General features: G+C 69.9%; 19 protein-coding genes and 4 pseudogenes. 8 read left to right on the top strand and 15 right to left on the bottom strand.

Annotated features, from left to right (window positions below; all coding sequences use genetic code 11):
- Positions 1-63 precede the first annotated feature (63 nt).
- From ABT147_RS33810 to ABT147_RS33800, 3 genes are all read right to left on the bottom strand, one after another.
- Positions 64-765 (bottom strand): LuxR C-terminal-related transcriptional regulator, encoded by a 702-nt coding sequence (locus tag ABT147_RS33810; RefSeq protein ID WP_351413365.1) that lies wholly within the window; start codon positions 763-765, stop codon positions 64-66.
- A gap of 138 nt (positions 766-903) precedes the next feature.
- The gene (locus ABT147_RS33805; protein ID WP_351413363.1) at positions 904-2,412 is read right to left on the bottom strand and encodes an MFS transporter; all 1,509 of its coding nucleotides are present in this window, start codon (positions 2,410-2,412) and stop codon (positions 904-906) included.
- A gap of 99 nt (positions 2,413-2,511) precedes the next feature.
- Complete coding sequence (locus ABT147_RS33800; protein WP_351413360.1) at positions 2,512-3,591, bottom strand: lipocalin-like domain-containing protein; 1,080 nt, start codon at positions 3,589-3,591, stop codon at positions 2,512-2,514.
- 254 nt (positions 3,592-3,845) lie between these two features.
- Between ABT147_RS33800 and ABT147_RS33795 the strand changes: the two genes are divergently transcribed.
- The gene (locus ABT147_RS33795; RefSeq protein WP_351413358.1) at positions 3,846-4,514 is read left to right on the top strand and encodes a TetR/AcrR family transcriptional regulator; all 669 of its coding nucleotides are present in this window, start codon (positions 3,846-3,848) and stop codon (positions 4,512-4,514) included.
- Between the two features lie 233 nt (positions 4,515-4,747).
- Here the strand turns inward: ABT147_RS33795 and ABT147_RS33790 are convergent, their stop codons facing one another.
- The 8 genes and pseudogenes from ABT147_RS33790 to lgt all read right to left on the bottom strand — a co-directional run bounded on the left by ABT147_RS33790 (position 4,748) and on the right by lgt (position 10,690).
- Positions 4,748-5,425: a response regulator gene (locus ABT147_RS33790; RefSeq protein WP_351413356.1), complete on the bottom strand. Its 678-nt coding sequence runs from the start codon at positions 5,423-5,425 to the stop codon at positions 4,748-4,750.
- Entirely contained in the window at positions 5,422-6,765 is a 1,344-nt protein-coding gene (locus ABT147_RS33785) for a sensor histidine kinase (RefSeq protein WP_351413353.1), read from the bottom strand. Before ABT147_RS33785 ends, ABT147_RS33790 begins: the two co-directional genes overlap by 4 nt.
- Positions 6,766-6,855: 90 nt before the next feature.
- On the bottom strand, positions 6,856-7,716 hold the full coding sequence (locus ABT147_RS33780; RefSeq protein WP_351413351.1) for an ABC transporter permease: 861 nt from the start codon (positions 7,714-7,716) through the stop codon (positions 6,856-6,858).
- Positions 7,713-8,648, bottom strand: a complete 936-nt coding sequence (locus tag ABT147_RS33775; RefSeq protein ID WP_351413349.1) for an ATP-binding cassette domain-containing protein — start codon at positions 8,646-8,648, stop codon at positions 7,713-7,715. Before ABT147_RS33775 ends, ABT147_RS33780 begins: the two co-directional genes overlap by 4 nt.
- A gap of 313 nt (positions 8,649-8,961) precedes the next feature.
- Complete coding sequence (locus ABT147_RS33770) at positions 8,962-9,126, bottom strand: cupin domain-containing protein (RefSeq protein WP_351413480.1); 165 nt, start codon at positions 9,124-9,126, stop codon at positions 8,962-8,964.
- Positions 9,127-9,130: 4 nt separating this feature from the next.
- Positions 9,131-9,286, bottom strand: a pseudogene (locus ABT147_RS33765) (siderophore-interacting protein); the annotation flags it as partial.
- Positions 9,287-9,367: 81 nt separating this feature from the next.
- A complete protein-coding gene (locus ABT147_RS33760) occupies positions 9,368-9,742 on the bottom strand; it encodes a DUF6069 family protein (protein ID WP_351413347.1) in 375 nt (124 codons plus the stop codon).
- 78 nt (positions 9,743-9,820) lie between these two features.
- Positions 9,821-10,690, bottom strand: a complete 870-nt coding sequence (gene lgt, locus ABT147_RS33755; RefSeq protein WP_351413345.1) for a prolipoprotein diacylglyceryl transferase — start codon at positions 10,688-10,690, stop codon at positions 9,821-9,823.
- Between the two features lie 179 nt (positions 10,691-10,869).
- On the opposite strand from lgt, the gene ABT147_RS33750 reads away from it, so the two are divergent.
- The gene (locus tag ABT147_RS33750; RefSeq protein WP_351413343.1) at positions 10,870-12,096 is read left to right on the top strand and encodes a sensor histidine kinase; all 1,227 of its coding nucleotides are present in this window, start codon (positions 10,870-10,872) and stop codon (positions 12,094-12,096) included.
- The gene (locus ABT147_RS33745; RefSeq protein ID WP_351413341.1) at positions 12,093-12,740 is read left to right on the top strand and encodes a response regulator; all 648 of its coding nucleotides are present in this window, start codon (positions 12,093-12,095) and stop codon (positions 12,738-12,740) included. The genes ABT147_RS33750 and ABT147_RS33745 overlap by 4 nt, the downstream gene beginning before the upstream one ends.
- Before the next feature lie 80 nt (positions 12,741-12,820).
- Here ABT147_RS33745 and ABT147_RS33740 read toward each other — a convergent pair whose 3' ends face one another.
- The 3 genes from ABT147_RS33740 to ABT147_RS33730 form a co-directional block, all read right to left on the bottom strand.
- Positions 12,821-13,027, bottom strand: a complete 207-nt coding sequence (locus ABT147_RS33740; protein ID WP_351413338.1) for a hypothetical protein — start codon at positions 13,025-13,027, stop codon at positions 12,821-12,823.
- 227 nt (positions 13,028-13,254) lie between these two features.
- Positions 13,255-13,917 (bottom strand): NAD(P)-dependent oxidoreductase, encoded by a 663-nt coding sequence (locus tag ABT147_RS33735; RefSeq protein WP_351413336.1) that lies wholly within the window; start codon positions 13,915-13,917, stop codon positions 13,255-13,257.
- A 135-nt stretch (positions 13,918-14,052) separates the two neighbouring features.
- On the bottom strand, positions 14,053-16,263 hold the full coding sequence (locus ABT147_RS33730) for an MMPL family transporter (protein ID WP_351413334.1): 2,211 nt from the start codon (positions 16,261-16,263) through the stop codon (positions 14,053-14,055).
- A 543-nt stretch (positions 16,264-16,806) separates the two neighbouring features.
- Between ABT147_RS33730 and ABT147_RS33725 the strand changes: the two genes are divergently transcribed.
- Positions 16,807-17,196 (top strand): MarR family transcriptional regulator, encoded by a 390-nt coding sequence (locus ABT147_RS33725; protein ID WP_351413331.1) that lies wholly within the window; start codon positions 16,807-16,809, stop codon positions 17,194-17,196.
- 207 nt (positions 17,197-17,403) lie between these two features.
- Here ABT147_RS33725 and ABT147_RS33720 read toward each other — a convergent pair.
- A pseudogene (locus ABT147_RS33720) lies at positions 17,404-17,712 on the bottom strand (IclR family transcriptional regulator domain-containing protein); the annotation flags it as partial.
- Between ABT147_RS33720 and ABT147_RS33715 the strand changes: the two are divergent.
- From ABT147_RS33715 to ABT147_RS33700, 4 genes and pseudogenes are all read left to right on the top strand, one after another.
- Positions 17,683-17,871 (top strand): annotated as a pseudogene (locus ABT147_RS33715) (hypothetical protein); the annotation flags it as partial. The pseudogenes ABT147_RS33720 and ABT147_RS33715 overlap by 30 nt on opposite strands.
- 43 nt (positions 17,872-17,914) lie before the next feature.
- A pseudogene (locus ABT147_RS33710) lies at positions 17,915-18,091 on the top strand (fumarylacetoacetate hydrolase family protein); the annotation flags it as partial.
- A gap of 145 nt (positions 18,092-18,236) precedes the next feature.
- A complete protein-coding gene (locus tag ABT147_RS33705) occupies positions 18,237-18,386 on the top strand; it encodes a hypothetical protein (RefSeq protein WP_351413329.1) in 150 nt (49 codons plus the stop codon).
- On the top strand, positions 18,383-18,601 hold the full coding sequence (locus tag ABT147_RS33700; protein WP_351413326.1) for a hypothetical protein: 219 nt from the start codon (positions 18,383-18,385) through the stop codon (positions 18,599-18,601). The genes ABT147_RS33705 and ABT147_RS33700 overlap by 4 nt, the downstream gene beginning before the upstream one ends.
- Positions 18,602-18,999 lie beyond the last annotated feature (398 nt).

Genomic DNA, 18,999 nt, shown 5'->3' with positions numbered 1-18,999 from the left:
GAGAACCAAGTCGTGCTTCATGCGCCGGCCGAGCACGGGACGGTCCCGGCGCCGATTCACCTGTCAGGCTGCCGGCCGTACCAGGCCGGACTCGTAGGCGTAGGTAACCGCCTGGACGCGGGAGTGGGCCTGGATCTTGGCGAGGATGTGGGTGACGTGAGACTTGACGGTGGTCACGGCGATGGACAACCGGGCGGCGATCTCGGCGTTGGACGAGCCCGAGGCGACAGCGAGGAGGACGTCGCGTTCGCGTCCGGTGAAGGTGTCGGGCCCGATGTGCTGCTCAACGGGGTGGGGGGTGCGCTGTAGGCGGACGGCGTCGATGAGTGCACGGGTCAGGCCGGGGGTGAGGACGGCGTCTCCGGCGGCGACGACGCGGATGGCGGCGGTGAGTTGGTCCGGGCCGGCGTTGTCGAGGAGGAATCCGCCCGCTCCGGCGCGCAGGGCGGCGTGAGCGTGTCCCTCGCGGCTGGTTGGCGCCAGGACCAGGACGCGGGGCGGGAGCCGGTCTGTTCTGGCTGAGTCGGGGGCGTCGGCGATCAGGCGTACGGGTCGGGTGATGCGTCGGATGGTCTCGATGCCGTCGGTGTCGGGAGAAGGGGTGGCCATCAGGACGACGTCGGGACGGAGTGCGGCGCTCAGGCGGACCGCCTCGGCTCCCCTGGCTGTTTCGCCGACGACGGTCAGGTCTGGCTCGGCGGTCAGGAGCATACGGAGGCCGAGTCGCTGCAGGGACTGGTCGTTGACGATGAGTATGGAGGCCATGCCGGTCGTTCTCCTTGCCGGGTGCGGGGGATGCGACGTGATCGACGAGGGTGCTTGGGGCGCCGGGCCGAGACGGCCCGCCGGGTTTGCGGCGGACCGTCTCGGAGGGTGGCAGCGGTCGCGAGCCCGGTCGGGGTCCTACATGTGGACGACGGGTGCGGCGTCGGGGTCCTGGGTGGGTACGCCGCGGCGGTACAGAACGACGCTGACGACCAGGCCGACGGCGAAGAAGACGGCCGACCACCAGTAGGCGGTGGAGTAACCCTCCAGGCCGGCCTGGGCCTGAACGGCCGGATCCGCTGGGTTCCTGCCGTCGAGGTAGTCGGTAACGGAGCTGGAGAAGAGGGTGTTGAGCAGGGCGGTGCCGAGGGAGCCGCCGATCTGCTGCATGGTGTTGACGGCGGCGGAGGCGACGCCGGCGTCCTCGGCGGCAACGCCCGCGGTGGCCAGGCTCATGGCCGGGGCCATCACCAGGCCGAGGCCGAGGCCCGCCACGACCAGTGGGGGCATGATGTCGGTGGCGTAGCTGCTGTTCAGGTCGAGGGCGGTGAGCCAGACCATGCCTGCGGCGGCGAGACCCATACCCAGCGGCACGATCGCTTTGGGGCCTATGCGGGGGATCAGCGCGGTGGTGGCCAGGGTGGAGGCGACCATGAGGCCGGCGACCATGGGCAGGAAGGCCAGGCCGGTCTTGACGGGCGTGTAGCCCAGGCTCTGCTGGAGGTAGTAGGTCAGGAACAGGAAGACGCCGAACATGCCCGCGCCGACGATCAGAACGGAGATGAAGGAGGCGCCGCGGTTGCGGTCGAGCAGGACCCGCAGCGGCAGCAGCGGGTGAGCGGCGCGCGTCTGCCACCAGGTGAAGACGGCGAGCAGGACGGCTCCGGCGAGGAGGAAGCCCCAGGTCTGCGGGGAGCTCCAGTCGTGGCTCTCGGCATTGGAGAAGCCGTAGACCAGGCAGAACAGGCCGCCGCCGACCAGGATGGCACCGGGGATGTCGAGGCTGGCGGACTTGTCGCGGGTGGTGCGCTGCAGCAGGAGCACGCCGCCGACGAAGGCGACCGCAGCGAAGGCGAGGTTGACGTACAGGGTCCAGCGCCAGTCGAGGTACTCGGTCAACACGCCACCCAGCAGCAGCCCGATGGCTCCGCCGGCGCCGGCGATGGCGCCGAACACGCCGAAGGCCTTGGCGCGTTCCTTGGCATCGGTGAAGGTCGTGGTCAGCAGGGACAGGGCGGCCGGGGCGAGCAGGGCACCGAACACGCCCTGCCCGGCGCGGGCGACGACGAGCATCTCGAAGCTGGTGGCGGCGCCGCCCATGGCGGAGGCGCCGGCGAAGCCGACCAGCCCGACCAGGAAGGTCATCTTGCGGCCGAAGAGGTCGGCGATGCGCCCGCCGAGCAGCAGCAGACTGCCGAAGGCGAGCGCGTACGCGGTGACCACCCACTGCCGGTCACCGTCGGAGAAGCCCAAGTCCTTCTGGGCCGACGGCAGAGCGATGTTCACGATCGTCGCGTCCAGCACCACCATGAGCTGGGCCACGCCGATGACGACGAGGATCCACCAGCGGTGGCGAGGTGGCGCGTCGGCGGACGGGAGGGCGGACACGGTGGCCGCGTCCGTCGTGTCGGCGGGGGTTCGAGGCATGACGAAGACTCCAGAGCCGGGTGATGGGATAGGGCGGTCGGGCGTGCGGGGGGCAGGATGTTCTTGCGGCCTTAGTCGTTGTGCAGCGGCCGTGGACGGCTACTGTCCGCCGGTGAGCTCGACGTAGGTGGTGCCGGTGACCGGGCGGTGGTCGTAGGTGCCGGTGACGGCGGCACTGCCTTCGTAGCGAGGCCCGGGGACCAGCAGTTCCTGGTCCTCCGCGTAGACCTTGACGTTGAGCTCGGCGTGCTCGCCCGGGATGGTGACCTTCCAGCGGGTGGGGTACTTCTTGCCGGTGGTCGGGCTGGTCCAGAGGGTGGAGGTGTCGGGCGTGAGGGTCGCCTCGGCGACGGTCTGGGTGCCGTCGGGCTTCAGGACGGTCGCCCAGGTGTTCTCCCTGCTCGCCTTTGTCTTCCAGAGGCTGACCTTGTCGCCGTTGGACAGGTTGAGGTTCATCCAGGACCACGAGGCCTCGCCCGCGGCGATGTCGGGGTGGGGTCCCCACTGGTGGTCCAGCCAGGCCTGTCCGCGGACCTTCTCGGTGCGGCCGTTGAGGGTCAGCGCGCCGGAGGTGTCCATGGTGGGGAACGCGTACTCGTAGTTCGGGTACTTCGCGTCGCCGAGCATGGGGAAGTATCCGGTCCCCATGTTGTAGAGGACATTGCCCTGCGGGCGGAACGTGACGTCGATGGTTCCCTCGGGGACCATGGCGCGCAGCTTCTGCTCCTTCGCGTCACCGGTCCAGGTGATGTTGTCGGTGTGGATGTCCACGCCCTGCTTGTCGGACAAGCCGGTTCGGGGCGGGAGAGCGATCTCCGACCTGGTGTACCAGCCGGTGTCTTCGTCGGTGATCGACACGGTTGAGAAGGTGCGCCCCTGCTTGGCGTCGCCGGAATTCAGGTGGTTGGCCATGAATCCGTACCGGTGGCCCCCGGCGGTCACGTGCGCGGTGACGTACCAGGACTCGTTGAGCCGGTCCGGGTTGGCGGTGAGGTCCGCGGCCGGGTCGACGGCGACCGGGAGGCTGGTCTGCCTCAGCCCCTGGCCGGAGACGGTGCTGTGCGCAGAACCCGGGCCGACGGAGGCGGTGGTCGCGGTGGCCGATCCTCCCGCGGCCAGGGTGAGCGAGGCGATGAGTGCGGCGGCGACAGCGGTCCCGCCGGCGGCGGTCTTGCGCATGATGACTCCTTGTGGAGGTGCCCTGCTCGGGGTGCGCGTGCGGTGCAGGCAGTGTACGAAACTGTTTCGTACTCTCGCTGGATAGGGTGACGGGTGGGAGAAACGCTGTCGTACGGGAGGGGGGTGCGTGACGAATGCCCGGTCGAGCCGCGCCGCGACTCGACCGCCAAACTGGAGAGACCATCTCCAGTTGCGGATCCACCCTAGCAGCAAAACTGGAGAAGTCATCTCCACATGCGGGATACAGTGGATCCATGAGCCGCAGGATCAAGCCCACACCGCCGCCCCCGGAGCCACACCCGAGCCCCTTGCGGGCCGACGCGGAACGCAACCGGCTGCGCATCCTCACCGCGGCCCGGGAAGCCTTCGCCCAACGAGGACTCGATGTCACGATCGACGACATCGCGCGTCAGGCAGGCGTCGGCGTCGGCACCGCCTACCGCCGCTTCGCCAACCGCGAGGAACTCGTCGAAGCCGTCTTCGAAGAGGTCGCGGAGCATTTGATCGCACTGGCCGAAGAGGCACTCACCCACGAGGACCCCTGGGACGGATTGGTCCAGTTCTTCCTGACCACGGCCGAGAACTTCGCCAAAGATCGTGGGCTGAGGGAAGCCCTGCTGGAGGGCTTGCACGGCAAGGTCCGGGTGGCCGCCGCGCGGGATCGTCTCATCCCCGCGGTCAGTGCCGTCATCGCACGCGCCCAGCAGGCCGGCCGGCTCCGCGACGACTTCGAAGCCACGGACTTCCCCCTCATCCAGTTGATGCTCGGAGCCGTCACCGAGCACAGCCGAAGCGTCGCCCCCGACGTGTGGAGGCGCTACTTCGTCCTCTTCCTGGACGGCCTGCGCCACGACCGGGACCATCCCACTCCCCTGCCGCACCGCGCACTCGACAAGCACGAGTTCGACCAGACCATGGCGTAGGGCCCGAACGAAAACCGCTCAAGGGTGCTTGCGATCAAGCCCAGCCGCAGCCCGCCGGAAACGCCATCCAGCGGCAGGCCTTCCCAGTGCTCCGGCTCGATGAGGCACTGGTACACGGCCGTCATCCGCTCCTGAAACCTGCTCTGCTCCCGCGGGTGACGTCGAAGGGACGGCGCTTACGACACCGGACGGTCATCGTCGGCGGCGGGCACGATCCGCAGTTCCTTTGTGCCTCACTCGGGTGGGCTCGGGCGGGCGAGCCCCAGGTCGTAGGCGAGGATGACGGCCTGGATGCGGTCGCGGGCGGCGAGCTTCGCCAGGACACGGCCGACATAGGTCTTCACGGTGGACTCCGACAGCACCAGACGTTCGGCGATCTCACCGTTGGTCCAGCCCTGGCCGATGGCGACGAAGATCTCGCGTTCGCGTTCGGTCAGCGAGCGGACCCTGGGATCGTCGTCCGGTGTCCGGGTGGGCGAGGCATGGGGCAGGTGCTGGGCGTAGGTGTCCAGCAGTCGGCGGGTGAGCGCCGGGGCGATGACGGCGTCGCCCCCCGCGACCGCGCGGATCCCGGCGAGGAGTTCATCGGGTTGGGCGTCCTTGAGGAGAAAGCCGCTGGCTCCCGCGCGCAGGGCCGCGTGCGCGTACTCGTCCAGGTCGAAGGTGGTCAGGACGAGGACACGGGAGCGGTCGCCGGAGGCGATGATGCGGCGGGTGGCCTCGATGCCGTCGATGCCGGGCATCCGAACATCCATGAGGATCACGTCGGGACGGAGTTCGGCGGCCAGGCGGACGGCCTCGCCGCCGTGTTCCGCCTCACCGACGACCTCGGTGCCGGGGGAACTCTCCAGGAGCATGCGGAAGCCGAAGCGCTGCAGCGGCTGGTCGTCCACGATGAGCACCGTGGTCACTCCGCACCGCCCGCGTGGGCAGGACGAGGAAGACCGGTGATCGGGGTGAGGTCGAGGACGGTCCGCACCGCCCAGCCCCCGCCGGGAGCAGGTCCCGCGGTGACGGTCCCGTTGTACAGGGCGGCACGTTCTCTCATACCGGTGAGACCTTGTCCTTGGTCACGGGGTTGCTCCGGCCGGACGGCTCCCTGAACCGGGCCGGTGTCATGGACGTCGATGCGCAGTTCCATGTCCCGGGCGGTCACGGTCAGGTCGATCCGCGTGTCGCGGCCCGCGTGTTTGAGGGTGTTGGTGAGCGCTTCCTGGACGATACGGTAGACGGTCAGCTGGACACCGCGGTCGAGATTGTCCAACTCGCCGCTGGTGCGGTAGACGACCTGTGGACCGGCGGCGCGGATACGGGCGCACAGGGCGTCGATGTCCGCGAGGCGCGGCTGCGGGCTGAGCTGGGCGGTGTCGGCCGTGTGCTGATCACGCAGGACGCCGAGCGTGCGGCGCAGTTCGCCCAGCGCCTGACGTCCGGTGTCGCCGATCATGAGAAGGGCCTGTTTGCCGCGTTCGGGGGTGAGGTCGGCCGCCCGTGCGCCGCCGTCCGCGAGGGTGATGATGACGGAGAGGTTGTGGCCGACGATGTCGTGCATCTCGCGGGCGACGCGGGTGCGTTCGGCGGCGGCAGCCAGTTGGCTGCGCTGGTCGCGTTCAATCTCCAGGCGGGCCGCACGGTCGTGCAGGGCCGCCAGCTGGGCGCGTCGAACGCGTACGACGAGGCCCAGCGCGACCGCGGCGACGACGGTGGTGCCCAGGAAGAACATCCCGTCCACGATCGACACCTCGCCCCTCAGCCGCACGGCGACCAGCCCCATGGCGAGGGCCGGCGCGGCGGAGGCCACGGGCAGATGGCGCGGTCGCCCGTGCAGCGCGAGGTTGTAGAGGGCGATCAGCACGGCCATCCCGGCGCGCAGCCAGACCCCCAGAGCGCACACGACGAGGAACACCGCGGCGATCATGGCGAAGGTCATGGCGGGCCTTCTGCGCCGCCACAGCAGGGGCAGCAGCAGGCCCGCCTGCAGCGCGACCGTCCCCGGCCAGGGCAGGCGGGTGATGTCGACGTCGAATTCCTCCGGCTGCGCCGGGGAGATCAGGTCGGGCACGCACAGCAGGGGAATCAGGACGACGACCACACCGACGTCCACCAGCCACGGACGGTTCCGATCGATCTCCCGGAAACGCTGCCCGATACAGGACGCCCGCCTGACCAACGGGTGGTCCCACCTGGCCTCTATTCCTCCCGGTGACGGGTGGGAGGCCGTCCCGGGCAGGGCGGCGTCTTCGGTGCTCATGGGGTGTCCCCTGTCCCTCGTGGCTCAGAACGGCCGGGCGGTGCGGTGCCGGCCCGGCCGGCACCGCACCGCCCGAGCGCAAGGGCCGCGTCACGCATCCGTGCGCACCAGACGGTACGCGGCGCCCGCCAGTGCGAGCGCACTCCAGCCGAGCAGGACCACAAGCCCGGCGGTGGGTGACAGGCTCGCCGCGTCGTGGGTCAGCGTGTAGAGCGACTCCCCCGCGTTGCTGGGCAGGTACTTGGTGACGTCGTCCTCCCACGAGTTGGGCAGCAGCGAGGTCAGACTGGGCACCAGCATCAATATGCCGACCACGGCGGCGATACCGCCCGCCACGGAGCGGAACAGCGCACCCAGCGCGGTGCCGATCACAGCGACCAGCCCGAGGTACAGGCCGCCCCCCAGCAGGCTGCGCACGACTCCCGAGTCGGAGAGCGAGAGTTCCGCCGCGGTGCCGGCCACCAGTTCGTTCCCGATCAGGAACGCGACCGAGGCGCCGATGGTGCCGAGGACGAAAGCGACCAGTCCGAACACCGCCGACTTCGACCACAGCACCGGCAGCCGGCGCGGGACAGCGGCGAGCGTGGAGCGGATCATGCCGGTGGAGTACTCACCGGCGGTGACCATCACGCCCAGAATGCCGAACGCCATCTGCGCGACGGAGATACCGAACAGGGACAGGCCCAGCGCGTCGGCGTTGCTCAGGTCCCCGCCCGGCCCGCCGTCGTCGAGGCCGCTGCCGGACCCGTACTGCGCGGAGGCGATGACACCGAACGAGATCAGCAGCACCAGGCCCACGGCCAGGGTGATCCAGGTGGAACGAAGGGTCCACAGTTTGGCCCACTCCGAGCGCAGCACCCGAAATCCGGTGACCTTGTACCGCGGACGTGCCCGCTGTGTGGCCTCGGGCGAGGAAGGGTTCGCGCTCTGGGTCTCGGTCATCGTGGTCATGCCGCCCTCCCGGGGGTGTCGACGGTGGAGGCGCCGTGGTACTCGACGGCGTCGTGGGTCAGTTCCATGAACGCCTGCTCCAGGGAGACGGTCCTGGAGCTGAGCTCGAACAGGGGGATGCCGTGCTCGGCGGCCTTGAGGCCGATGTCACGCGCGGACAGGCCGGTGACGTGCAGGTGCTCGGAGCCGACCTCGCCGGTGATCTCGACACCGGGGCCGGAGAGGACCTCCCGCAGACGAGCCGGCTGGTCGCAGGCCACGGTCACGGCGTCCCCGCCGTACTGGCGCACCAGCTCCTGCACCGTGGTGTCGGCCAGCAGACGTCCGCGTCCGACGATGATCAGGTGATCGGCGACCAGCGCCATCTCGCTCATGAGGTGGGAGGAGACGAAGACGGTCCGGCCCTCCTCGGCAAGCCCGGTGAGCAGGTTGCGGATCCACAGCACACCGTCGGGGTCCAGCCCGTTGACCGGCTCGTCGAGCATGACGGTGGCCGGATCGCCCAGCAACGCCGCGGCGATGCCCAGCCGTTGCCCCATGCCGAGGGAGAAGGCACCGGCGCGCTTCTTGGCCACCGCCCGCAGCCCGGTCATCTCGATGACCTCCTCCACCCGGCGGCGCGGAATGCCGTGGGTGTGGGCCTGCACCATCAGGTGGTCGAACGCGGACCGGCCCGGATGGATCGACTTGGCCTCCAAAAGCGCGCCGATCTCCTGCAACGGGGCGGAATGCCGGTCATAGCGCTTTCCGTTGACCGTCACACCGCCGTCGGACGGCGCGTCCAGACCGACGATCATGCGCATGGTGGTGGACTTGCCGGCCCCGTTCGGGCCGAGGAATCCGGTGACGGTGCCGGGCTTGACGACGAAGTCCAGGTGGTCGACCGCCGTCTTCTCGCCGTACCGCTTCGTCAGTTGCTGCGCCTCGATCATGGTCATTACCTCGCATCTGGCTACTGGCCCCTGGAGGGCTTCGTTCACCAGAAACGCTAGGAGTCCGGGGACCGCGAATCTGGGTACCCAGGGGAGCAATGACGTGGACCCGGTGGTACCGCGGTACCACCCTCGGCGGCACCTCCGTACCGGCCCGCGTTCAGCCCGCGCGCACCACCTGTCGTACCGCGAAGGCAGGGGCCGGCCGGACCCGCCGATAAGACGTGCGGTGCGGCTGGATACCGCCGGATGCCCGGTGGTCGGACACCTGCGGCGGGTCCGGCCATGCCTGCGTCAGGGGTGGCGGTCGGCTTCACCCGTCGCTTTCTGGACGGTGAGCGGCCGTACCCGTGAACCGTCGCTGACGGCGCCAACGGTGGGGGGTCCCTCCGGGGTAGTAGATGCTGGCTCCCGGACCGAGCACGTGGAGGCGGGGCCCGTCCGCGGTCTGCAGGTCGATCTCGATCTCGCCGGCCACGACGTAGTACACGCACCTGCTGTCCCGGCGTCACCGTCAGCCCGGCGAGCGCGTCACCCTCGATGCGGAGCCTGCGCATGCGGGCGGCGATCGGCTCGGCGGCCGTGACGGTTCCGCGCAGCGTCAGCAGGTCGAGGACGGGATCCAGCAGGGCGGGCATGGCGGGCTCCGGGCGGGAGAAGGACAACGGGGAGACGAGGGAGGGGAGTTCTGACGCGATCGGGTGGAGCGGTCGCCGCTGTCACCGCACCGAGTTCAGTGGCATGACCCTGCGGTACGTCGGCACCGCGATCGCCGCGACCGCGACGTGCATCAGGAGCAGTGCCACCACACCGGTCACCTCGCCGTCGCCGAACTGGAAGAAGTCCGGAACGAAGGAGACCACGACGACCGAGGGGACGAGCCGGCGGAGCAGCCGTTCGGGATCGCGGGAAAACCTGCGGACGACGGCCCATCCGACGGTTCCTCCCAGCACTCCCAGCGTGGTCAGGAAGATGTACGACGCCGGCTCCAGCGGGTCGAAGTCATCCGGTGCACCCAGCGCGTGCGCCAGCACCGCGATCAGCGCGTTCGCCAAAGAGGACAGCAGGATGGCGATGACCACACCTCCCGCCACCACGAGCGGACCTCGACGTGTGGGAAGCGTCGCAGAGACAGGGGACATGACAACTCCAGTTCGTGAGAAGGACATTGGTCAGCTCTTGGGGTGACTGGTGGCAGCCACCTGGTGAAGGAGACGGCCGGCGTCGACGCCGGTACGCCTGTCGACCGCGCGCCGCCGTGTCGCAGCCACGAGGTAGGTGACGGCGGCGGCGAAGACCAGCAGTGCGGTCCAGTCGTTCAGGCGCAGGCCGAGGATGTGGTGGGCCTCGTCCACGCGCAGGTACTCGATCCAGAAGCGGCCTACGGTGTACGCGGCGGCGTACAGCGCGAACGCCCGACCCCGGTCGAGGTGGAAGCGGTGGTCGGCCCACAGGACCAGGGCGACCACGCCGAGACCCCACAACGACTCGTACAGGAACGCGGGATGATAAGTGGCCAGGTCCGGGGTGGCCTCCGGCCGGTGTGCGGGGTCGATCTCCAGGGCCCAGGGGAGAGTGGTGGCCCGCCCGTAGAGCTCCTGGTTGAACCAGTTGCCCCAGCGGCCGACGGCCTGCCCCAGCGCGATGCCGGGAGCGACGGCGTCGGCGAACGCTGACAGGGCAACTCCCTTGCGGCGGCAGCCGATCCAGGCTCCCACGGCGCCGCCGGCGATGGCGCCCCAGATGCCGATGCCTCCGTCCCAGAGGAACAGGGCCTTGACGGGATCGCCGCCCTTGCCGAAGTACGGCTCGCTGGACGTGATCACGTGGTAGATCCGGGCACCGATCACACCGAACGGGACCGCCCACAGGGCGATGTCCGTCACCACGGTCTTCTCCCCGCCGCGTGCGGCCCAGCGACGGCCACCCAGCCAGACCGCGGCGGCGATGCCGAGGATCAGCATCAGCGAATAGCCGCGCAGCGGCAGCGGACCCAGGTGGATCTCGCCGATGGACGGGCTGGGAAGGAAGGCCAGGGGCACGGGTGGTTCCTCACAAGGGGGCGGTGGAGCAGCAGGCCGTCGGCCGCGGGGCGATCGTCGCCGTCCGCGCCCCTCCCGCACATCGACCGATCGACGCGCCCCTCGTCCACCGATCGGTGGACCCGCCCTCACTGGTCGGCTGATTCGCCCGCCACGAGGATGCGCCTACTCTGAGCGTCATGGCACTGCAACAGGCGTGGGAGTGGGAACGGTGGAAGGCCATGGGGCAGCACGCCTTCTTCGCCACCGTGCTCGCCCTGTCCATGCCGGGCGCGCTGGCCGGGGCGGACATGACGGCCGGCGCGGCGCTGTCACGGATCGGCCCGACGATGGGCCTCGCCCTTTGGTACGCGTACTGGATCGCGCTGCGCGGCGGCACAGATCGCCCGCCGCTTTGCTACCTCGTCGGGGCCTTGACCGGGTGGGCGTTCATGGCCGTCGTGGACCCCGCGTTCCTCCCGGTCGCCGTGGCGGTACTGAGCCCGTACTGGCTGCGGCGGGCCTGGTGGTCGGCCGGCGGGGTGCTGGTGCTGGGCGCCGCCTGGTCGTTGCAGAGCCTCACCACGGACGGCTCCGTCGACGTGCGGGAGCTCACCGGCTGCGTCCTCGGCACCGCGGTGGCGGTCACCATCACCTGCTACGTCGCCACCCTCGACCACGAGAGCCACAAGCGGCAGCGGCTCCTGGACGAACTCACCGCCACCCAGGCGGAACGCGCGGCAGCGGAACGTCAGGCGGGCACCCTGGCCGAGCGCCAGCGCCTGGCCCGAGAGGTCCACGACACCCTCACCCAGGGGTTCGCGTCCATCGCCATGCTGCTGGACGCCGCACGCGACGACGTGCCGCCCGACTCCCCCGCGGCCCGCCGCGTCGAGCAGGCCATGCGAACGGCCCGGGACAACCTCGCCGAGAGCCGCCGCCTCGTGCAGGCCCTGCGCCCCGCGCCGCTGGACCGCACGCACCTGGCGGACGCGGTCCGTGAACTCACCGCCCGGCTGGTGGAGGAGACCGGCATCGAGGCCTACACGGTCGTCACCGGCCTGCCCGCGGCCCTGCCCCCCGCTACCGAGGGCGAGTTGTTGCGCGTCGTGCAGGAGGCACTGACCAACGCCCGGCGCCACGCCCACGCCGTGAGTGTGGCGGTCACGCTCTCCTACCTCGGCAATGTCCTGGCGATCGACATCCAGGACGACGGCACCGGTTTCGCACCCGCTGCCCGGCACACCGGCATCGGGCTGAACACCATGCGGGAGCGCATCGCCTCCCTGGACGGCACGTTCGCGGTGGAAAGCGCCCCGGGCGAGGGTACGACCGTCGCCGTCACGGTGCCGCTCCCCGTCGAGCCTCCGCCCTCCGAACCCTCAGCCGCCGTGTCGGGCACCGAACGTATGGCCACGGCGTCATGAGGACTTCGACCGGTCCCACGATCCGGGTCCTCCTCGCCGACGACCATCCCGTGGTCCGCGACGGGCTTGCCGCCATGCTCTCCACCCAGCCCGACCTCACGGTCGTAGGCGAAGCCTCCACCGGAGCCGAGGCACTGCACCAGACCGCCGCGGTCGCACCCGACGTGGTGCTGATGGACCTGCAGATGCCCGTCATGGACGGCACCGCCGCGACCGCCGCCATCCGCGCCGCCCACCCCGAGGTGCGCGTACTCGTTCTGACCACCTACGACACGGACGCCGACATCACCGCCGCCGTCGACGCCGGCGCGGTCGGCTACCTGCTCAAGGACACCGGACGACACGAGCTGTGCGAGGCCGTCCGTAGCGCCGCCCGGGGAGGTGCGGCACTGTCGCCCTCGGTGGCCGCCAAGGTCCTCGCGCATATGCGCGGCGACCGGGGCGCCGGCCTGTCCGGCAGGGAACTCGAAGTCCTGTCCGCCGTGGCCCGGGGACAGAGCAACAAACAGATCGCCCGTGCCCTGCGCCTGTCCGAGGCCACGGTCAAGACCCATCTGCTGCACATCTACGCCAAGCTCGACGTCGGCGACCGGACCGCCGCTGTCACCGCCGCACTGGGCCGGGGAATCATCCGCATGGACTGAAGCCCGGCGAAGTCGTCGTGCTGGTCGCCGTTGTCACTCGATCAGGACCGCACTGCCGGCGAGCGGATGTGCGTACCGGTTCATGGTCGCGGTTTGTCGTTCAGCCGTACGGTGACGAGGACGCGGCCCTTGTCGCCTCGCCGGGCGACGGCATGGCCTTCTCGATCCGCCCCTTCCAGCTGGAGCGATATCGGGCCCCCGTCCCCCGTGAAGTTGCGCCACCAGTTCTTGGCGTCAGGGAAGGCCACGGCGATCGTGACGATGTCGCCTTCGCGCCGGTAGGCCACCGGGGTGCTGAACGTTCGTCCCGACCGCCGCCCCGTGTACGTGACGACGGTGAGATGGCGACGGACCCACCTCCCCCAGCGATCCGGCGAACGGAGTCTCACGACCCAGGCGTTGAAACCGCCGACCGCTCGACGCCTCAGTCCCCCACTGTTCCGCATGATGCCTCCTGTGCTCGGTTCCCGATCGTGAGCCTGGTGGCCGACCGGAGCTTGACGGACCGGGACGCTCAGCGCCCCGCGTTCCAGACGACCGGCGCCTTGTGGATCCACGTGCCCTGCTCGACGGTGTCCAGCAGGAAGCCGGCGAGGTCGCCGCGGTTGATCCGCGTGCCCGGCTTGTCGGTCCCGGCCTCGGCGGCCCGCACCGGGGTGACGACGGGCTTGTCGACGAGGAAGACAGCCCGGACGAGGGTCCAGTCGGCGTCGGAGGCGCGCACGACCTCGTCCACACCGTCGTGGTCGTCGAAGGTGACCTTGAGGTTGGAGAGCTTGACGAGGGCCTTGAAGGCCGGGTTGACCGAGGCCCGGCCGTCTCCGGTGTTCTGCGTGGAGGTGACGACGATCCGGCGGATGTTCTGCTCGCCCATCACGGTCAGGGTGTTGCGGGTGGCGTCGGCCATGAACGTGGGCGGGCTGACGGACTTGGCCCAGGGGCTGTCGGACGCACGGGAGTTGTTGAGCGCGCTGATCACCGCCTCGCTGCCCTGGGCGGCCTTGCGGATGTCGTCGATGTTCGAGGGCGTGCCCGGAATCAACTCGACGCCGGGCGGAGCCTGGACGGCGGCGGGGTTGCGCACCAGCGCGCGGACCCGGTGGCCGCGTGCGGCGGCCTGGGTGAGCACATGGAGGCCGGTGCGGCCACTGCCGCCGAGGATGAGCAGGTTGGTCATGACACTCACCTGAGGAGGGGTCGGACGATGGACGGGGCTTGGGCGTTCGCGAGACGAGAGCGGTCGCGCTGCGGCCTGGCGGAGGAGGTCGATGCGCACAAGTGCCTTGTCCGCCTTGCCTCGTGGAGGCGGGTTTCAGGGGCCGGTGGAGGGCTCGGGTTCCGGGGTGGGGCTGTCCGGCGAGGGGGCCGGGAGGGGTTCGTCGGGCGGGTCGACGGAGAGGTGGGGCATCCTGCGGTCCAGCCAGGCCGGGAGCCACCAGTTGGCCTTGCCGAACAGGTGCATGGATGCCGGGACCAGGACGGTGCGCAGGACGAAGGCGTCCAGGGCGACCGCGGCGGACAGGCCGATACCGAACTCGGCGATCGTGCGCTGGCCGCCGAAGACGAAGGCGATGAAGACGCAGACCATGATGGCGGAGGCGGCGGTGATGACCCGCGCGGTCTCCACCTGGCCGACGCGCACCGCTCGGGCGTTGTCCTTGGTGTGCACCCACTCCTCGTGCATCCGGCTGACCAGGAACACCTGGTAGTCCATGGACAGGCCGAACAGGATGGAGATCATCATCACGGGGAGGAAGGCCTCCACCGGACCGGCCCTGCCGAGCCCCAGGGCTTCCGAGCCCCAGCCCCACTGGAACACCGCGATCAGGATGCCGAACGAGGCTCCGGCGGCCAGCAGGTTCATCACCGCCGCGACGGCCGGGATCAGCAGGCTGCGGAAGGCGAGCATGAGCAGCAGCCCGCCGAGGATGACGATCACCGCGATGAACAGCGGCAGCTTGCCGGTGAGCACGGTCGCGAAGTCGTCGAATATCGCGGTCGGTCCGCCGACGTGGACCTTCAGGGCGGTGCCCTTCTCGGCTGCGGGGATCACCTCGTCCCGGAGGCGGTCGATCAGGTCGGAGGTCTCCTCGTCCTGGGGGGAGGTGGTGGGGACGACCTGGACGATGCCCACCGTGGAGCCGGGCCGGATGGGCATCGCGTTGACGCTCGCCACCCCTTCGACGTTCTCCAGCCGGGCGGACAGTTCCGTCAGGGCGGCCCTGTCCGCGGCCGAGGGGGCCTCGGCGACCAGCTGCAGCGGCCCGTTGAAGCCGGGGCCGAATCCGTCGGCCAGCAGGTCGTAGGCCTTGCGGGTGGTGGTGGACGCCGGGTTGTTGCCCGCGTCGGACGACCCCAGGCGCAGGGAGAACACGGGAAGGGTGAGGGTGACCATCACCACCAGTGCGACCAGGGACAGCATTCGGGGGCGCCGCTCGACCAGAGCGGCCCAGCGGACCCAGGGGCCGGACGTGGCGTTCTCGGGCAGTGGCTCGCCCGCGGCCAGCCGGCGCCGTGCCCGCCGCCCGAGAACGCGGGTGCCGAGCAGTCCCAGCAGGGCCGGAAGCAGGGTGACCGCGGCGAGCACGGTCAGCGCCACCGTCAGCGCCGAGGCCACGGCGACTCCGTTGAGGAATTCGGTCTGGAGGACGAACATGCCGAGCAGGGCGATGCAGACGGTGCCGCCCGCGAACAGGACGGCACGCCCCGAGGTGTTCACCGCTCTGACCAGGGAGTCCTGGACGTCGAGGCCGGACTGCAGGCCCTTGCGGTGCCGGGTGACGATGAACAGGGCGTAGTCGATGCCCACACCGAGGCCGATGAGGGCGGACAGGGTCGGGGCGATCTCACCGATGGTCATCGCATGGCTGAGCAGGCCGGTGGCGAGGATGGCGGTGCCGACCCCGGCCACCGCGGTCAGGATCGGCAACAGCATGGCGAACAGCGAGCCGAAGGCGAAGAAGAGCACCACGGCGGCTGCCAGCACGCCGACGATCTCACTGCTGGCCGGCGGGGTCTGCTCGGTGCTCTCGATCGCCTGGCCGCCCAGTTCGACCTGCAGGCCGTCGGTTCTGGCCGCCTCAGCGGTGTCGATCACCCGTTGGATGTCCGCATCGTCGAGTTCCTGCTGAAGCTTGGCGAAGTTCACCTGGGCGTAGGCGGTACGGCCGTCCTTGCTGATCTGGGCCGCGCCCTGCTGGCTGTAGGGGCTGGTGACACCGCTGATCTCGGGCAGCTTGGCGATCTTGTCCAGGGTGTCGGTCATCCGCTCCTTCGTCGCGCTGTCGCGCACGGAGCCGGAGTCGACATGCCAGACCACGGTGTCCGTGTCGCCGGCCTGAGCGGGGAAGGACGACCTCAGCAGGTTCAGGGCCTTGGTGGACTCGGTGTTCGGCAGTGAAAAGCTGTTGTTGTAGGCGCTTCCGGCGCTCTGCGATGCGGCGACGAGTCCGACGAGCAGGCCTAGCCAGAGCAGCACGACGACGAGCCGGTGTTGGTAGCACCAGCGGGCGAGAGTAGACAATGGAGCTCCACAGGTGGGTAGTTCGGCAGGTGCCGACACACGGAACGGGCCGACTCGCGCCCGCCGGGGACGCCCCTACTCCGTGCGGGGGTCGTGACGCTCCCGCCAGGAGCCGGGCCCGTTCATCGCGCGGGAGACAGCGAGGTCAGTGGGTGGCGCTCGTCGACAGGTCGGCGAGACGCCGGGGCTCTTCCCCTGTCAGGGGCCGACCTGTGGCATCGATCGCGAATACCTCCACGGCGGTTTCCTCACACCGGCAGCGTGCTGGTTTCGCCGCCGTCGGCGAAGAGGATCGCGCCGTTGCCGGTGCTGCCCTGCAGCGGGGTGCTGGCACTCATCGCGTTCTCACTTCCTGTCCGCGCAGGTTGTGCGTATGGCCAGAAACTATGCACCACAGATGTTCTGCTGACAAGACGATCTGGTGGGCTGTGCGAGTGAGGTAGATTTGGCCAGGTGAGCGCATCCCCTTCCTCTGCCAACGGATCCGGGCTCGAGTCGGAGCTGGGGTGGGCTCTCCGCATGATCTCCTCGAGCTTCGTTCGAATGGCCACCAGTTGCGTGGAGGACCTGCCCGGCGGGCACCGGGCCTACCTCGTCCTGGTCGCCTTGGCCTCTGGTGAGCCCCCGTCCCAACTCGCGCTCGCACAGCAGGTGAACCTCGACCGCACCGTCATGACCTACCTGCTCGACGATCTCGAAGCCCATCGGCTGATCACACGCAGGCCCGACCCCCGCGACCGGCGGGCACGCCAAGTCCTGATCACCGAGGAGGGACGCGCCCACCTCGCACGCGCCCAACACAGCCTCTCCCTCGCCGAGGCACGCCTGCTCGCCGACCTCGACGCGGACGACGCCCGCCAACTCCGCCATCTCCTCATGCGGGTGGCCCAGACGGCTCAGCGCGAGGCGCTCGCCCCCGAGGGCGACTGCTGAGCCGACCCGAGTCCGTGCGCTGAGATCGCCAGGCCGACTTCGGCCATGCGGCGACCTCGCCCGACGCGTTCCGGTGGCGTGGCGTCGCACGAGGTCACGATCACCTGGTGCGCCGAACTCGTGATCCGTGCGCGAAGAGCCGCCTCTGGATGTGGCCGACCGCGCGCCCCACGGCGTCGGCCACGTCCCGACCCGTGCCGTCGGCATGCGACTGATCGGTGCCGCGACGCCGACGGCCGGCTGCCCGAACAGGTCGAGGATCGGCATCCCCACCGCGGCGACGCCCGGAGTGCTCTGGTCCTCGATGTAGGCGAAGCCCTGGCGTCGGGTCCGGGCGATGAGCTCGTCGAGGCCTTGTTCGGTGTTCCCCCAGTCGCGTTCGAGCGGCCCCACGACGTCGCTCAGCACGTCGTCGCGTTCCGCTTGCTCGATGGCCGCGAGGATGGCGAGACCGGCGGCGCCCACAGCGAGCGGGCGGCGGCTGCCATGCGCAGGGCGCCGAGCTCCTTTCGACACCTGACCCGTGCCGTGCCGGTGACCGGGATCGCGTCGACGCTCCAGGCCGCGCTCGAGAACTGGACCGAGGTGGAGGAGCCGCTGCGGAAGCTGAGCGGGGCCCTCGACGGGGACGGCGTGAGCGGCGCTCTGCGCGTGTCCGACCTGGAGATGGCGAGTCCGCTTCCCCGGAGTCACCAGTTCCCACCGTTTCCTCAAGGCCCGGGACGAGATGGTGATCCCCGACGAGGAACTCGGTCTCGACTACGAGGCCGAGCTCGCGGTCGTGCTCGACGACGTTCCCATGGGCACCACCGTCGAGGAGGCGGGGGCCCACATCAAGCTGTTCGTCCTGCTCAACGACTACACGCTGCGGACCCTGACGCAGACCGAGCTGCCCACGAGGGCGGCCAGGTCCGCAAGGTCATCGCCTCCTACGTGGGTGCCCGAGGTCGCGGCGGGCAAGAAGACCGAGGTCTTCGACGGAGTCGAGCACGTGCTCGATCGTCCGCAAGTGCACCCTCCCCCTGACCGGTGTCGGCGTCGTGGACCGTGTCATCACCGACCTCGCCTTCGACGTCGTCGAGGGAAACCTCGTGCTGGCCAGGGCCGCCCCCGGGGTGACGGTCGACGAGCTCCATGCCGTCACCGAGGCCGAGTTCGCCGTCGGCTCCGCGTACGAGGCGGCGGCATGACTCTCGCCCAGACCTTCGGAACCGACATCGTCACCTCCGGCTGGGGGCACACGCGCTTCGGCTCATCGCGCGACCAGTCCCTCGAAGACCTCGTCGCCGCGGCCGCCCGCGACGCGATCGCCGCGGGGATCGACGCCGGGGATGTCGACGAGATCTGGTTCGGCCAGTTCAACTCGGCCTCTGACCGCTCGCCTTCGCCTCGGCACTGTGCTTAGTTCGAACTATTCTGCTTGTTTCCAGCCGACAGCACCTGTGATCTCGCTCGGCGAGAACCGGTATGCCGGAAAGGCCGCGGAGACGGCAACGCACCCGCCGATTTCCCCCTGTCACATGCACGCATTCACCACCCGCGGCCTTCCTTGTTCCACGCGGTCAGCCGAGTCCGCCGGCCCCCACCTGGACGGCGGGATTCGATCACCGGGGGCGGGCTCTCTCGGCGCGGACGAACAGGAAACGCTCGTCGCACTGCTGGAGAAGCTCACCGCCCACTCACTGCGGTTCGAGGTCGGGCAACGGACGTGAAGTTTCCCCGTGATGCTGGACACTCGATGCTTACGCTGTGAGGGCGTGTCCTTGTTCGTGTCGCTGCCTGATCTCCAGCGGGGTGAGGTAG

This window comes from Streptomyces sp. NPDC001868 (assembly GCF_040297125.1).
GTDB lineage: Bacteria > Actinomycetota > Actinomycetes > Streptomycetales > Streptomycetaceae > Streptomyces.
The sequence above is the reverse complement of the archived record's forward strand: the minus strand, read 5'-3'. Positions and strand labels throughout refer to the sequence as shown.

Bases quoted from the DNA above. Each gene is read 5' to 3' on its own strand.
- ABT147_RS33725 (WP_351413331.1), top strand. From the start codon at position 16,807: ATGGCCACCAGTTGCGTGGAGGACCTGCCCGGCGGGCACCGGGCCTAC.
- ABT147_RS33745 (WP_351413341.1), top strand. From the start codon at position 12,093: ATGAGGACTTCGACCGGTCCCACGATCCGGGTCCTCCTCGCCGACGAC.
- ABT147_RS33785 (WP_351413353.1), bottom strand. From the start codon at position 6,765: ATGAGCACCGAAGACGCCGCCCTGCCCGGGACGGCCTCCCACCCGTCA.
- ABT147_RS33780 (WP_351413351.1), bottom strand. From the start codon at position 7,716: ATGACCACGATGACCGAGACCCAGAGCGCGAACCCTTCCTCGCCCGAG.
- ABT147_RS33805 (WP_351413363.1), bottom strand. From the start codon at position 2,412: ATGCCTCGAACCCCCGCCGACACGACGGACGCGGCCACCGTGTCCGCC.
- ABT147_RS33775 (WP_351413349.1), bottom strand. From the start codon at position 8,648: ATGATCGAGGCGCAGCAACTGACGAAGCGGTACGGCGAGAAGACGGCG.
- ABT147_RS33795 (WP_351413358.1), top strand. From the start codon at position 3,846: ATGAGCCGCAGGATCAAGCCCACACCGCCGCCCCCGGAGCCACACCCG.
- ABT147_RS33800 (WP_351413360.1), bottom strand. From the start codon at position 3,591: ATGCGCAAGACCGCCGCCGGCGGGACCGCTGTCGCCGCCGCACTCATC.
- ABT147_RS33810 (WP_351413365.1), bottom strand. From the start codon at position 765: ATGGCCTCCATACTCATCGTCAACGACCAGTCCCTGCAGCGACTCGGC.
- ABT147_RS33750 (WP_351413343.1), top strand. From the start codon at position 10,870: ATGGCACTGCAACAGGCGTGGGAGTGGGAACGGTGGAAGGCCATGGGG.
- ABT147_RS33735 (WP_351413336.1), bottom strand. From the start codon at position 13,917: ATGACCAACCTGCTCATCCTCGGCGGCAGTGGCCGCACCGGCCTCCAT.
- ABT147_RS33700 (WP_351413326.1), top strand. From the start codon at position 18,383: ATGACTCTCGCCCAGACCTTCGGAACCGACATCGTCACCTCCGGCTGG.